12 protein-coding genes are annotated in these 13,777 nt (G+C 46.6%); 4 read left to right on the top strand and 8 right to left on the bottom strand.

Annotation, left to right across the window (positions count from 1 at the left end; genetic code table 11):
- Positions 1-326 precede the first annotated feature (326 nt).
- Both MHI14_RS30880 and MHI14_RS30875 read left to right on the top strand, forming a co-directional pair.
- Positions 327-869 (top strand): DoxX family protein, encoded by a 543-nt coding sequence (locus MHI14_RS30880; protein ID WP_091038811.1) that lies wholly within the window; start codon positions 327-329, stop codon positions 867-869.
- A 156-nt stretch (positions 870-1,025) separates the two neighbouring features.
- Positions 1,026-1,238, top strand: a complete 213-nt coding sequence (locus MHI14_RS30875) for a hypothetical protein (RefSeq protein ID WP_017690673.1) — start codon at positions 1,026-1,028, stop codon at positions 1,236-1,238.
- Between the two features lie 167 nt (positions 1,239-1,405).
- On the opposite strand, the gene MHI14_RS30870 is transcribed toward MHI14_RS30875, so the two are convergent.
- From MHI14_RS30870 to MHI14_RS30860, 3 genes are all read right to left on the bottom strand, one after another.
- Complete coding sequence (locus MHI14_RS30870; RefSeq protein WP_062836227.1) at positions 1,406-2,191, bottom strand: DODA-type extradiol aromatic ring-opening family dioxygenase; 786 nt, start codon at positions 2,189-2,191, stop codon at positions 1,406-1,408.
- Between the two features lie 103 nt (positions 2,192-2,294).
- The gene (locus tag MHI14_RS30865; protein ID WP_036606057.1) at positions 2,295-3,125 is read right to left on the bottom strand and encodes an alpha/beta hydrolase; all 831 of its coding nucleotides are present in this window, start codon (positions 3,123-3,125) and stop codon (positions 2,295-2,297) included.
- Between the two features lie 253 nt (positions 3,126-3,378).
- On the bottom strand, positions 3,379-3,612 hold the full coding sequence (locus MHI14_RS30860; protein ID WP_133387380.1) for a hypothetical protein: 234 nt from the start codon (positions 3,610-3,612) through the stop codon (positions 3,379-3,381).
- Positions 3,613-4,078: 466 nt separating this feature from the next.
- Here MHI14_RS30860 and MHI14_RS30855 point away from each other — a divergent pair, with 466 nt between their 5' ends.
- Positions 4,079-4,837, top strand: a complete 759-nt coding sequence (locus MHI14_RS30855; protein ID WP_341132007.1) for a hypothetical protein — start codon at positions 4,079-4,081, stop codon at positions 4,835-4,837.
- Between the two features lie 26 nt (positions 4,838-4,863).
- On the opposite strand, the gene MHI14_RS30850 is transcribed toward MHI14_RS30855, so the two are convergent.
- A complete protein-coding gene (locus MHI14_RS30850; protein ID WP_341132006.1) occupies positions 4,864-5,769 on the bottom strand; it encodes an AraC family transcriptional regulator in 906 nt (301 codons plus the stop codon).
- A gap of 405 nt (positions 5,770-6,174) precedes the next feature.
- Complete coding sequence (locus MHI14_RS30845) at positions 6,175-9,264, bottom strand: copper amine oxidase N-terminal domain-containing protein (RefSeq protein ID WP_165980442.1); 3,090 nt, start codon at positions 9,262-9,264, stop codon at positions 6,175-6,177.
- A 316-nt stretch (positions 9,265-9,580) separates the two neighbouring features.
- Between MHI14_RS30845 and MHI14_RS30840 the strand changes: the two genes are divergently transcribed.
- Complete coding sequence (locus MHI14_RS30840; RefSeq protein ID WP_341132005.1) at positions 9,581-10,549, top strand: hypothetical protein; 969 nt, start codon at positions 9,581-9,583, stop codon at positions 10,547-10,549.
- A gap of 149 nt (positions 10,550-10,698) precedes the next feature.
- On the opposite strand, the gene MHI14_RS30835 is transcribed toward MHI14_RS30840, so the two are convergent.
- From MHI14_RS30835 to MHI14_RS30825, 3 genes are all read right to left on the bottom strand, one after another.
- Positions 10,699-11,301 carry a GNAT family N-acetyltransferase gene (locus MHI14_RS30835; RefSeq protein ID WP_341132004.1) on the bottom strand — a complete coding sequence of 201 codons (603 nt, stop codon included), beginning with the start codon at positions 11,299-11,301 and terminating at the stop codon, positions 10,699-10,701.
- Positions 11,301-12,593, bottom strand: coding sequence for a threonine ammonia-lyase IlvA (gene ilvA, locus MHI14_RS30830; RefSeq protein WP_133387385.1), 1,293 nt, complete (start codon positions 12,591-12,593; stop codon positions 11,301-11,303). Before ilvA ends, MHI14_RS30835 begins: the two co-directional genes overlap by 1 nt.
- A 63-nt stretch (positions 12,594-12,656) precedes the next feature.
- On the bottom strand, positions 12,657-13,547 hold the full coding sequence (locus MHI14_RS30825; RefSeq protein ID WP_341132003.1) for an alpha/beta fold hydrolase: 891 nt from the start codon (positions 13,545-13,547) through the stop codon (positions 12,657-12,659).
- Between the last annotated feature and the right edge of the window lie 230 nt (positions 13,548-13,777).

Here is a 13,777-nt window from a genome sequence, read left to right as displayed (position 1 = left end):
TGAACGATATGGCCTGGTTCTAAGTTGTGATATATGTCTCATGTGGGCAACCATTTCACGTATTTCTTTCCATTTAATCACACCCCATCCGATTTGTCTGCGCCCAGAAGGCCTTGATACAGCGTGAAATTCACATTTGAAACAGCGATTTGGGAGAAAAATATGTCCTAAATGTGAACTTCTCAAACCTTACTTAAAATTTGAACTAGATTGTGATTTTAATCACAAACAAAACGACTTTTGAACTATACAATAAAGACATCAAAGGTGATCACTTAGAAAAAACAAAAACAACACACACTAAATTCCATGAAGGAGTGGTTCATATGTTCAGCTTCAACCAATGGCTTAGAGAAAACAAAGTAGCAATGTGGATTTTGACAGTACTTCGGGTGTATATCGGTTATGATTGGATGACTCACGGATGGAGCAAATTGACTGGCGGATTCGAAGCTGGCGGGTTCCTTGCAGGGGCACTGGAAAAAACAACGGGTGATCATCCAGCAGTTCAAGCATGGTGGGGAACGTTCCTTGAGAAATTCGCAGTACCAAACGCAGGACTGTTCGACTTCGTTATCCCATTGGGTGAATTCCTTGTAGGTTTGGGTCTCATCCTTGGTTGCTTCACCACACTGGCAGCATTGATGGCTATGGTCATGAACTTCGCGTTCCTCTTCTCGGGAACAGTAAGCACAAATGCTCAACTGGTTGTAATGGAAATCTTCCTTGTCGTTGCTGGTGCAAATGCAGGTAAAATCGGTCTGGATCACTGGGTACTGCCTTACCTTCGCGGATTGTTCACTCGTAACAACAAAGGCAATCAGCCTAAAGACACACCAACGATTAGCCCAACTCACAAAACAGCTTAAGCAATCATTCATAGAATTCTCGGCCCTGCTCCCAATCCCCCTGGAGAGCAGGGCTTTTTACTTTTCAAAAATGGCCTGGATGCTCTGCCTGACTTGCTCAGCCACAGAAAATCGTATTATGATGAAATAAAGTTGAACTTCAAAGGAGTACACGATATGCCGACCCAGCGACGTCTTGAGACCGATGCGGATTTTCAGGAAGCCATGAATATGAAGTATAAGGTTCGAGTTTTTAAAGATAATCACCAGATTGACTCGGGTGGCATCATTATCCGTTTTGACAGCAACACCGTAGTGGTACAATCCAGTGTCAGTGAGCTCGCTTATCATTCGCGTACAGACTGTGAATTGTTCGAAATCCGCAAATAAAGATCTATTGCATGAATAAGTCCTCGTATTGAAAAAAGGTTACTGTATCCCACCAAGGGTGTACAGGAACCTTCTTTTGTTTATATATTGTAATTGTATGCATTAATACACGTTATCCGTACGAAACTGGCTTCAAACACCATAATCAGGCTGTTGTCTGTTCCAAGTTACACGCCGTCTCCAAACTGCCAGCAGTTCAAACTGAGCGTTCCATAAGGATAAGACTGGAATAAACGCTTCGCTGATCGGGACATATCCGCTGTACCCATGGCGTAGAACAAAGGCGCAAGGTGTTCTGTGCCATACGACGGAACTGCCGTGCGTGCGTGCGGGGCTTTTTTCTCATATTGAAACAGCTCTCTCGTGTTCCACTGCTCCAAGCGCTCCCCGATCCAGTTATCAAATTCCACCGCCCACTCTTGCGGTTCATCCGTATTGCCAAGCAATCGTAAATTGTGAACCGTTCCACCACTGCCAATGATCAGCACATCATCATGACGCAGCTGTTCCAGCATTCGGCCAATATCATACTGTTCCTGCGGCGTACGCAGCGAGTCTACCGATACAGCGATCACAGGGATATTAGCCTCAGGATACATATGGAGCAACGGTACCCATACGCCATGATCCAGCCCTCGGCCACGAATCGGCTGATGTGCCAGATTGCTGCGGGTGAACAAAGCACATATCTCGTTGGCTAAATCTGGCTGCCCAGATGCAGGGTATTCCATCGTATACATCGTAGAAGGAAATCCGTAAAAATCATGCAAGGTCTGATGTGTATCATCCATCGTCACGGACGGTTCAGGACAATCCCAATGCGCCGTAAATACAACAATGGCTTTCGGAGCCGGCAGCCTGTCTCCAAGCTGGTTCAAGAAGTGAGTGTAGTCATTGCTCTCCACCGCCAGAGCGGGAGAACCATGCGCAATGAAAAGTGCGGGTAATGTCATTGCTGCCAACCTCCAGACACGGATAGAATGCTTACTCCTCTATTTTACCCTTAAGAAGGCGCTTTTCCAAGCTGACATCCCCAAACAGTTGTAATCCTGCCACTTATATCATCCAGTGCTGCCAATCCTGCTCGATCTTCTGACGTTCGCCCAGCCACTCTCTCGTACGCGTAATGAGCTGTTCCCGCTCTTTACCTGAAGAGAAGGTGTGATCGCCCTGGAAGATGATCTCCTTGTCGCAACGACCTTCCTGACGCATCCAGAATACCTTTTGATACAGAAAGGCGTAGTCTACAGGGATAATCTCATCTGATGTACCATGCACGACGAGAACATCACCACTAAATTTGACTGCTTCCTGGAATGGTTGTTGTTCAGCAAGAGACTCGAAGAAGGTTGGTGTGAATTTGTATCCGAGATAATCAGCCGCACCCAGTTTCACGCCTTCATCGTATACTTCCCGTCCCGTAATCTTCACGATATCATTGAATGGATAACCTACGGAGGACCACATAACCAGGTTTTTAACACGTTTGTCGCGCACAGCAGTTAGTAACGCAACGGCCCCACCCAGACTATGACCAATTAGCGTAACACGCGTAGGATCTACATCACTGCAATTCACCGCGTAGTCCAGCACCGAACGGGTCTGCAGCACCATGGACTCCAGTCCCTCCGCTCCGTACTCCCCGCTGCTCTCTCCGCAACCGATATAATCGAAACGCAGGACCAGATAACCGTCTTCAGCCAGCTCCCGTGCAGTCTTTACAAACAAACGATCCACGCCGATCCGACTACCAACGAAGCCGTGGCAGATAACTGCCAGAGGTACTCGCTGCTGACTCTTCTCCTCCTTGATATCTTTCACAACCGGATAATGAATCGTGGCTGTTAATTCTTCCTGTCCATGACGGATACTGATCTGACGTTCCATACCGATTTCCCCTTTCCACGCTTAGCCTGTTGAGTTCCATTTATTAAATATATATAATCCGATAAGTTTAGTGTGTATTAAGATGTTATTCATATATTATCATCCCGTAACCTTCAAGTCAACGTAAGTAAGAACCCTTTCTACGTCGACTGCTATTCTACATTTTATCGGTTAATAAGCAAAAAAAAATGAGCCACGCTGATGACAGCTGGCCCGGATATCATTTGGAATTCAAACAAGTGTTGCAGGATCGTTATTCGTAGCTTCTACGGAACATCTCGTGGGTCTCCACCCGTCCATTCCACTCATGCTCATGACCCGAATCACTATTGTCCCAGAAACTTCTTCCCCTCAAATTGCCATCTGTCAGTTCTTCTGCATACTCCGTGTCCTCCAGATTCTCCTCAAAGGATACAACCTCGTCTACGACTCCACGGGAGTTGCTGTTCAGTAGCAGCTTCCGCGTCAAATCTGTTTGTTTATCCATAACAAGCACACTCCAATCTTGGATTTCTGTTGGAAATGCTACTATTGTGATGGAATCGGCTGCTCTTTATGCATACTTCACACAATCGTTAGATCTGGGAGGCGTGAGGGATTTTTTTCACATGAACGGGGGAAAATAAACGAACAATCATTGGCAGCATATGCCTCGGAGTCCTTCTACCGAAAGGAATGAATTCATGGAACATCTACTGGAATGGATTCAACATCACGGTAAACTGGTGCTGTTATGCACCTGTGTCATACTAGCCTGTGTATGGATATGGGTCCACCATGAGCAGCTTTTTTATAAGGAATGACTTTGCGAAACGAGAGCCCTTCCCGTATACTAAAATACCGTCAGGGTCTTCAGTCAATTGGAAGATCAGAACGTGTGTAGACAGGGGGAGCAATCATTGGGGATTTCCTATAAGAAGCTTAAAGAAATACAGAATCGGCAAATAACTGAGATGAGTCGAATGACACCTGAACATGTGAAACTGTATGACGAGATCAGCACAATTGCACGTCATGCGCCAGCGGACGAGAGAACACAGGAAGAGTGGATACTCTCCGCAGGAAAAGCGATCGTGCAGGCTCAGCGGGATAATAAACCCGCTCGCGAGTTATACGGACCTGATCTGGAACAAGACATCCATGCACAGCTCGGGATAACAAATACAGCACCGGAGAAGACGGCTGCCGTTGAGGTGGGTAAATCCAGCCCAACCCGTGGTAATAGTCCATCAGATCCATCGAAAAAGAAAGCCAACGCTGGAGAACCACAGTCAACGGAGAATCCAGAGCCTGTGAAACGGACTCCAAAGTGGTATGCCATGATCGCTTGGGCGGCTTTGTCTTTTGTCATGTTAATTCAAGGATGTGTGGGATTGTTCGTGGGTTGGACTGGCGGAGATACGGAGCCGTTCCAACACATCAGTCTGTTCTCTCTGATCGTTGCGGCAGTTGGCGGTATTGCATTGGTGGAGATGCTTCGCCGTCTTGCTGAGCGACCGGACGATGAAGGAGCGGACAAGAACACCGTACCTAAGGTTAACCTTAAGGGAATCATCATCTACATCGTCATCGTGGTCCTTGTGCTCTTTGTAGGGTATCCACTGCGTGATAAACTTCCGGTATTTGCACTGGCTCCGTGGGTGAGTGCGGTGATCGGAGTTGTGGGGCTTGCAACGTTAAGGCCTTTATTTGGACAAAAGAAAACAGCATAACACGTTATATAATCGATTAAGGGACTTCACGAACTCGTGAGGTCTTTTTCCATTGGGAGCTGGTTCCGATGTTTGATTCCTTTGCCCGCTGTCTCTCCAAACTCCCGCTTGAACATCCGGATAAAATAGTTCACTTCCATGCCTACCGTCTCTGCCGCCTCTCGTACACTTGCTCGTGGGTGCTTGTCCAGCCATTCCGAAGCCTTCTGCAAACGCAATCGCTGCATATATTGATGTCCTGTCACGTCATAATGCTGGTGAAATAATCGGTTGAGATGCTGCACCGAATAACCAACTGCGTCAGCGATGTGCTTCAATAACAGGTCATCCTGGTAGTGCGTATGAATCAATGCTACTGCTCGGACGAGTGCATCCTTGCTCGGATCGGGCTCCCGATTAGAGTGTTTTACAGTGCCATCCTGTGCCCTAGATGATACAATACCTCCTATGCCGACATCAGATGGTATTTTCGATTGTGCTATATCCAAAATGAGCTGGTAGATCAGGGTTGATGTGTTCCACATCTCCGTTGCTCCTTGATCCAGCGCGTGCCAGAGATTGGTCATGCGTGACCAGATGACTTCAAAACCGGAGATATGGCACGGTTCGTTCTGAAGCAAACCCGTGGATTGTAATACCGATCCAGCCGATGCACCGCCAATGCCGATATAACCCAGTTCCCCTTTGGATTTGGAATGAGGCACATACTCATGCGCAACCTCGGGTTCCACGATGAATAACTGCCCTGCTCCTATCGTCCATGTCCCTTTTCCCGTTATCTTGAACTGCCCTTCACCACCGCGTGACAAAAACAACTGATACACCGGAAATCCATCCGGTCTATGCAGAACTTTCTCTTCCTGCGTGCCCACACAATACAGGTACAGCGGCAACCGGGAATCCGGCAGGCCCGTCAAACGAAATGCAAGCATTCCATCATTCCTTTCGGCTCATAGGCTTTTACATAAGGTGAACTAAAGAAATTTACACTGGCCACTCCGTTTCATGTAAATGTAAGTTCAATCTATATACCCAGCTTCCCTTTATTATCCAATAATTGGTTCAAATGCAACATTGGTCTAAGGGACCGTTCTGGCGACAAATTTTTTATCAAGTGAATTGCCGCGAGGATGTTAAGCGGTGTCTACGTGGGAATATTAAAAACTCCCTTTCCGGTTGGAAAGGGAGTTAATGGCTTTAAATTCCTAAAAATTAATTACCCAGTATGCGTTTCAACCGCATTTGTCTATCTGGATTCATGAACCTGGCGTAGAGGGGTCTGCAGCAGATGATTGAGTGCCATTACCACCTGAAGTTCCCGCGCCCGTATTGTCAGTTCACTGACCATTTCCAGAAGAAGCTGGCGGAATATCAAATGTTCTTTCTGCACTGACAGATGTATATTTCGTCGGCTCACTCACCACTGAGACTACCAAAACTTTGTATTTACCCTCTCCAAAAGCCATATTATTTGAATCATTGGCGGAATTTCCAATATCCACTATTGCTGTTCCTGAAGAAGTACCACCCGTATCAACAGTTTGTAAAGCTTTCCCAGCAGTTCCTGAATTGCTTCCTTCTTTAACAATGTACACATCGTAACGAGTAATCCCTAATTCATTTGGCTTATCGAAACTTACATTGATTAAATTATCAGTTACTTTTGCTTCTAAAGCAGTTACCGTTTGCACTGGTGTTACTGTCTGTTTCTTCGCATTAATAGTGAATGTAGATGAAGCCAAACTTGATTCACGATTATTGTCGTTTGATTCAGATAAAATATACACCGTGTATGATTTGCCTGCTTCAATTTTTTGACCATTGATATCAGACAGTACACCCGGAAGTATGGCATTTCCACCAGATGTTTCCACGTATTTTATTGTAGTGGAATTGTTTTCTTTCGCTATATTCTTCGCTACATTGAGCCCAAATGCGCTTCCTGTCGGAGCAACCATAACAACATAACGTCCAATGCCTGCTTTGGAAGCTGGTTCCGTATATCTCAAAGTCACATCCGTTACATCACCAGCTGCTTGCTCTTCTTTCTTAACTTCAACGTTAGTAATTGTAACTACTCCTACTGCACTAGTTACGGACAATTTAACATCTGCATAGGCCGTTGACAGCACATTGGATGAATTACCTGTATTACTTACCGCAAGTACAAATATGCGATAGTTCTCATCATTGCGAATAGTTGTACTATCTGTTGCCTTGGTATCGTCTAAAGTCACCGTGTAATCTCCGCTTCCTCCAGCTTTATTTACCACCTTAAAGTTGGAGTTCCGATTAGCTTCCGACAAATCAAATCCACTCAAGTTGGAAGTTTTGACTACAAATACACGGTAATGGTACACGTTCGTCTCATTCGACGATCGATTAAATGTCACACGCAAATCACGTCCATCTCCGTTATCCGCGATGTCCTTCGCAGTCACACTGGTCGGAGCGGTAACAGCCGTGTTTGCAGTCAGTGTGATCTGAGAAGAATATGAAGACAACGCATTTTGACTTGAGTTTCCGCTATTGCTTACTGACATAACGAATACACGATAGGAAACGTTATTAGAAATAAGGGAACCGCTTGTGTCGTATGCACTATTCGAAAGAGTTACTGACAAGTTACCACCCGTTTTGTTCACCTGCGTATAGTAGTTCGACGCATTAGCTGCACTTAGTGTGAAGTTGCCCGCATTACCGGAGCGAACAACGTATACTCGATATCCAGAGATTCTGGACTCATCCGCAGCTTTGTTGAACGAAACCCGCAGATCGCGCCCATCACCGTTGTCACCAATATCCGCAACAGCCAGGTTGCTGATGACTCCAGCGTTACCGGTCGTTGTCAGTCTCAGCACAGTGGAGGAAGCTGACAGTGCATTGGTGTATCCATTTTGCTGATTGCCCACCGCCATCACAAAGACGCGATAATCTTGCAGATTCGTTACGTTATAGCCACTTGTGTCCTTCATGGATGAAGGTAATGTCGTTGTAATGTTGTTGCCTGTTTTATTCACCGTATAGTACAGACTGGAGGACAGGTTACTCGCCGTTGTCAGATTAAAGCTGCTGGCAACCGAGTTACGCACCACAAAGACGCGATAATTCGCCACCTTGGACTCATCTGATGAACGGTTGAAACTCACCTGAATGTCACGACCATCTCCATAATCCGAGTTATCCTTCACCTGCGTAATTACTGGAGACGTTGCTGTGTTCACGGACAACGTAAGTGAAGATGATGCTGCGGACAGCTTGCTGTCTGTTGTTGTATTAGTGCTTACCGACAAGATGTAGACCACATACGCTGTGCCACTTTTGATCAATTCGCCGGACGTATCCCGTGTTGAAGAAGTCAGCTGGCTTTTCACTGCGGTACTATTTCCTTTGTATATGATCGTGGAGTTAGCACTGGATACTTTGTTCGCCGCAGCCAGATTGAACGCAGAAGAGTCCTTTGCTTTAACAACAAAAGCACGATAATACGTAATGTTGGATGTTGTGCTCGGCTGCGTGAAGTTAATCTCCAGATCGCGGCCATCTCCATAGTCACTAATATCTGCAGCACGCAGACTTGTAACCGCCTGTACTGTGGATTTCACATTATTGAGCTTCAATGCTTGGGAAGACCAGTTCAATGCATTTTTATAATTATTGCTGCTGTTACCAACAGTCAGTACATACAGACGATACGTTTCATTACTATTGAGCAAATCCCCGTTCACGTCACGCGTCTGTGCATTAAGAGTCAGTTTCGGGTTGCTGCCATTCGGTGTAACAGATGTATAGTTCGCAGAAGGTACGGCAGTTGCTGAGGACTCCGTGAAGCTATTCACATCGCGAGTTTTTACCAGCATAATCCGGTAAGCAGATACCGCCTTCTCTGAAGTTGGACGTGTAAAGCTCACGGTCAGGTCACGACCATCTCCGTTGCTTCCGGATACCGAACCATAGATGTTCCATGCAGCATATTGTGTCTCATCCACTGGAGGTGTTACCGTTGTCTTGATATCTACACGTTGATTGCGCGAGTTCCAGAATACTTTCTCTCCAAAAGCTTCACTGACAAAACGAATGGGAACCATTGTGTTGCCCTTAATCGTGTTCGCAGGTACATCCAACGATATCGCTTCCCCGTTGATGTATGCCGTTTTGGAACCAAGTGTCAATTTAACTTCCTGATCGTCGCGAGTTGCAACAATCGTTTTGGTTCTGTTCGTGTACTGTACCTTCGCATCCAATCCTTCAAAAATCGACCGTAGCGGAACCAGTACGCGTCCACCTTTCATGACAGGTGCCTGAGCAGATGATAACTCTGCATCATTAATATATATGCTGATTCTCGCAGCTGCATCCATAACCGATGTTGGAAGTGCGGACATCAGCATGGCCGATACAGCCAGCGCTGACATTACCTTCTTCACTTGTTTTCCTCCCGCTTTCCTCATATCCCATATCCCCATTCTCACATTTAGTTAACATCGAAATAGATTCGCTGTTCTTTTCATTAATTCCTGTATTTTCCTATGCACAACTAAGACGTTCCGATCGGCTCAAAAGTTTCCAGTTGTACAAAAAATATTTTCGCAGAAATCTTCCTCTATCTTCCACCCTCCAAAAGTTAAAAATAACAGAAGAATTTGTCACCATTCCGCAACCACATCCTGCACCAATTGGGTTAATGTATAGTGACTAGTGAACAACACCTATCAATTTCATAACTACGGGAGGTTCATATCTATGCCATCATCGTTCCAATCTGCCAAACGTAAAGGCATGCGCACCTTCATTACAGCCACCGCTATCCTCATGCTGCTCCAAACGGCTGTCGCTCCATTATCCGGAGTCGCTGCTGCCGCATCTTCCAGTACAGATACCAAAGTCACGACTGCCAGTTCAACAACGATATATAAAACATTTCAGTCCATGCTCTACAAAAAGAACGGCTTGCCTGCCGCCGATACTTATCTCGAATCTCATATCAAAAAAGTAACAAAGCATCAAGCCACCATGATGGTGCTTCAATTGGAGAATGCTCGCCTGAAGGCGCTAAGCGCCATGACAGACCGCCTGCTTGTTCCTAATGTTCAGGACAAGATGATCAAGGCATACAAGTTGAATGATAGCTTCACCAAACTTATGGAGCGTACCCAGGACTCCGATCTGCGTGCACTGTTAAAAGAAGCTCGTGACAGCGGCTATCGCCTCGTCATGCTCGAAGGCTCCCTATATCCCATAATGAATTATGCGGCATTCGTGAAATATACCTCTGTCATTAAAGAGGATATCTCAAGCTACATCCATATCATGACAAAGGAAACGAAAAACTTGCCTGCGGATGACGGTGCTCTGGTCATTGGCTATCAGGAAATTCTCCTTCGAGCACTCAGCCAGGAAAGATTCCTGGAGCTGCATCCAACATCAAATCGGGCCAAGCAGGTGCATAACCTGTTAAACAGTTATACCCTGTATACCTTTTATGGGCTGAACAATACACCGCTGTTTGATTATGACACGAACAAAATGGTTGCGAACGCCCAAAGAGGCTACAACGGCGTCTTGCAGCGTCTTGCATCCGTCGATAGTGAATTCCTCACCAAGCTGGATGCCTTTATGGACGTGGTTAAGGAATCGAAGTATGAAAAAACGGCTGCTGTCGAGAAATGGCTGGAGCAGAATGTGCCGGTCAGCGACTATGCGAATTATTAAATTAATCTGTCCCCAAGGTTAACATCCGTTTCAAATTCAGGCTGAATTCCAACATATCACCATGCCAAAAACCGCCACAGGATACGCTCCTGTGGCGGTTTCTATCTTGGTTCTATAGTCAAAACTGACTAAACCGTCAGCGCTCTGTACTATTGAATCGGTTTGACCATATGATTATACTCATGTCCTGCGATGACAATCACATCGTCTTTGACATATCCCTGCCGTTCGTACAGCATCTGTGCACGGCCGTTGTCCTGTTCTACAATCAAGGATACCTGCGAGTGACCCAGATCTCTGCCTTGCTCCTCAAACGCAGCCATCAGTGCGCGGCCGATGCCCTGCCCCTGATATGCTTCACTTACCGAGAGAGTATCCAGATAATACTCGCCCGGACGGGTTTCTTTGACCAATGCATACTTCTCTTCCTGGCTTCGTCCAGGGCGATCCAGAATCGGCTGGTCCAGACGATCTGCTTCGCCGCCATCATAGGCCACCAGAATCCCCGCAATCAGCCCATCCTGCTCCATCACTGTCACATGACGATAGCTAATCCGGTTGTCTTCCTGCACATAAAACGCCTGCAAAATCTGCATCGCCTTCTCATGATCCGCCTCACCCGCTAGCGCATATGCAATGTCTCCTATCGCCTGGTACAGCAAAGGAATGACCTGATCTGCATCTTCTATGCGCGCAGGTCTGATCAGAGGAGATTTTTCTTGGTGATCTGATTGCATACTGGAATGTTTCATCAGATTAACATGTTGAACAGATTCAGATTTTTGTTAAGCTCGGTATAGGCGATACCTTTGCGGTTCATACGTTCAATGAGTGGTTGGTAATCTTCCTTGTACATCAGCTCGATGCCCACCAAGGCAGGACCATTTTCCTTATCATGCTTTTTCGTATATTCAAATCGGGTGATATCATCATTCTTCCCTAGAACTTCCTCCAGGAATTCACGTAAAGCTCCTGCACGCTGCGGGAAATTAACCATGAAATAATACTTCAGACCTTCATAGATCAGGGAACGCTCCTTGATCTCCTGCATCCGGTCGATATCGTTGTTCCCGCCACTAATAACACAGACCACCGTCTTGCCCACGATTTGCTCACGATACTGTTCAAGGGCCGCAACAGCTAAGGAACCGGCAGGCTCAACCACGATCGCATTTTCATTATATAGTTCCAGAATAGTTGTGCAGGCCTTGCCTTCTGGCACTTTCACAATGTCATCAAGTATACTGCTGCAGATATCATAGGTCAGATCGCCAACCCGTTTTACCGCTGCGCCATCCACGAATTTATCAATATCATCCAGCGTCACAACCTGTTTGCGGAACATCGCCTCACTCATGGAAGCTGCACCAAGTGGCTCTACACCAATGATGCGTGTCTCCGGACTCACAGTCTTCATGTAGGTTCCCACGCCGGCTGCCAGCCCTCCGCCACCAATCGTCACGAATACATAGTCGGCATTCTCATCGAGACTTTCCATAATTTCCATCGCTACCGTACCATTACCTGCAATAATCTTCGGTTGATCAAAAGGATGGATGAACGTCATGCCCTGTTCGTCACATGCACGCATTGCTTCTGCGTATGCATCGTCATACGTATCTCCGATCAGCACCACTTCAACGTTGTTGCCGCCAAAACGACGCACCTGCTTCACCTTCTGATTCGGCGTTGTACTCGGCATGAAGATTTTGCCGTTAATTCCAAGGGCATTACAGCTAAAAGCGACACCCTGAGCATGGTTGCCCGCACTCGCACAGACAATCCCTTTCTCCATCTCGGCTGGCGTCAGACTGCGAATCATATTATAGGCGCCTCGGATTTTGAACGAACGCACCACTTGAAGGTCTTCCCTTTTCAGATACACATTACAGTTATATTTGGCCGACAATACAGCGTCCCGCTGCAACGGCGTTCTTACAATGACCTCACGCAGCACATGATGTGCGCGCACGATATCTTCCATGCCAACACTGGCACGACCGGGACTTGTGGTTCCCGTTGGTTCTTGTTCAACTGGTTTCATGTTGTCTCCACACTCCGCTTTTATGGTCTAGCAATGTCGCGCACTGCTTTTCTTTGTATTGTATCACTTTTGTTCTGTTCTTGCGCCTGAGCTCACTTCATTTATCATTCGTACAATTTCATTGATAATGACCTGAGGGTCTGTATACATAACCATATGTCCCGATTGATCGGCCCCAATCCATCTCGCATTGGATAGCTGGCTCACCGTCTGGCGATGCGCCGTGATGAGGGCAGGTCTGATTTTCCCCTCTCCCTTGCCCGGGTTCGTACCCGAGATCACGCTAACTTCCAGATTACCCAGAGCCGGAGGATGTTCCAGCAGTGCTGCCATGTCATCCAGAAATGTTTTACCTTCCGCAAGCATCGTGCTGGCTGCCCGTACAGTGAAATCCTCCTTGAGGTGATCCGCCGCCACATCAGCAGGCTGAATGCTTCCAGCTTTGCTGCCAAGCAACTTATATAAGCCAGTCCGCGCCATGATTGGAATAATGAAACCATTGATGGCAAAGCTCTTTCTAGTAAGCTTGGAAAAATACATTTCGCAATGCTCGTCTGATGGATCTACCAGGATAATGCCACGTAATCGAGATAGATGTGCAGCTGCCGCAGCCCGTACAATCGGACCTCCCCAGCTATGTCCAACCAGAATGAATGGGCCCTGGCCCAGAGCGGTCAGCAGTTCTCCAAGATCCCCTGCAATGCGTTCAAGGCTGCGGGGAGCCGAGTCGACATCACTTCGTCCTGCCCCTGCCCTGTCATACACGACAGCACGTGCATGCTCAACAATGGCTGGTGCAACCAGTCCCCAGTTCGATCTGGAGGCGCCCATACCGGACTCAAATACAACCGTCAACTCTCCTGTTCCCCTGGACATATAATGTAGTTTGCGACCATCGCGGGTCTGAACAAACGCACTTGAACCAAATGTATGTGAGCTAGGGTTAGGATTCATATTCCCCTCCTGATTACAAGCATAGTCATCTTTCACCGAATCTAATTGAAAATGATTATCAATTACTTCATTATAGAATAATCCATGCTTTACGACAACCATGTTGCTTCAGCAAGTTAGAGCAGTCCTGTCACCTCTGTCACGTTACTAGGATCATCCCCCATCCCACCGTTCCTTTCACCCCTTTTTCCTTATGCAAAAAGAAAACCCGATCCATAATCGGATCGGGT

Origin of the sequence: Paenibacillus sp. FSL K6-2393 (assembly GCF_038002545.1) — a bacterium.
Taxonomy (GTDB): Bacteria; Bacillota; Bacilli; order Paenibacillales; family Paenibacillaceae; genus Paenibacillus.
This window is presented reverse-complemented; position numbering and strand designations above follow the sequence as displayed.

What these genes read in the sequence shown, in the direction of transcription:
- MHI14_RS30835 (WP_341132004.1), bottom strand. Translation starts at nt 11,301, where the DNA reads ATGAAACATTCCAGTATGCAATCAGATCACCAAGAAAAATCTCCTCTG.
- MHI14_RS30840 (WP_341132005.1), top strand. Translation starts at nt 9,581, where the DNA reads ATGCCATCATCGTTCCAATCTGCCAAACGTAAAGGCATGCGCACCTTC.
- MHI14_RS30875 (WP_017690673.1), top strand. Translation starts at nt 1,026, where the DNA reads ATGCCGACCCAGCGACGTCTTGAGACCGATGCGGATTTTCAGGAAGCC.
- MHI14_RS30860 (WP_133387380.1), bottom strand. Translation starts at nt 3,612, where the DNA reads ATGGATAAACAAACAGATTTGACGCGGAAGCTGCTACTGAACAGCAAC.
- ilvA (WP_133387385.1), bottom strand. Translation starts at nt 12,593, where the DNA reads ATGAAACCAGTTGAACAAGAACCAACGGGAACCACAAGTCCCGGTCGT.
- MHI14_RS30850 (WP_341132006.1), bottom strand. Translation starts at nt 5,769, where the DNA reads ATGCTTGCATTTCGTTTGACGGGCCTGCCGGATTCCCGGTTGCCGCTG.
- MHI14_RS30855 (WP_341132007.1), top strand. Translation starts at nt 4,079, where the DNA reads ATGAGTCGAATGACACCTGAACATGTGAAACTGTATGACGAGATCAGC.
- MHI14_RS30825 (WP_341132003.1), bottom strand. Translation starts at nt 13,547, where the DNA reads ATGAATCCTAACCCTAGCTCACATACATTTGGTTCAAGTGCGTTTGTT.
- MHI14_RS30870 (WP_062836227.1), bottom strand. Translation starts at nt 2,191, where the DNA reads ATGACATTACCCGCACTTTTCATTGCGCATGGTTCTCCCGCTCTGGCG.
- MHI14_RS30865 (WP_036606057.1), bottom strand. Translation starts at nt 3,125, where the DNA reads ATGGAACGTCAGATCAGTATCCGTCATGGACAGGAAGAATTAACAGCC.
- MHI14_RS30880 (WP_091038811.1), top strand. Translation starts at nt 327, where the DNA reads ATGTTCAGCTTCAACCAATGGCTTAGAGAAAACAAAGTAGCAATGTGG.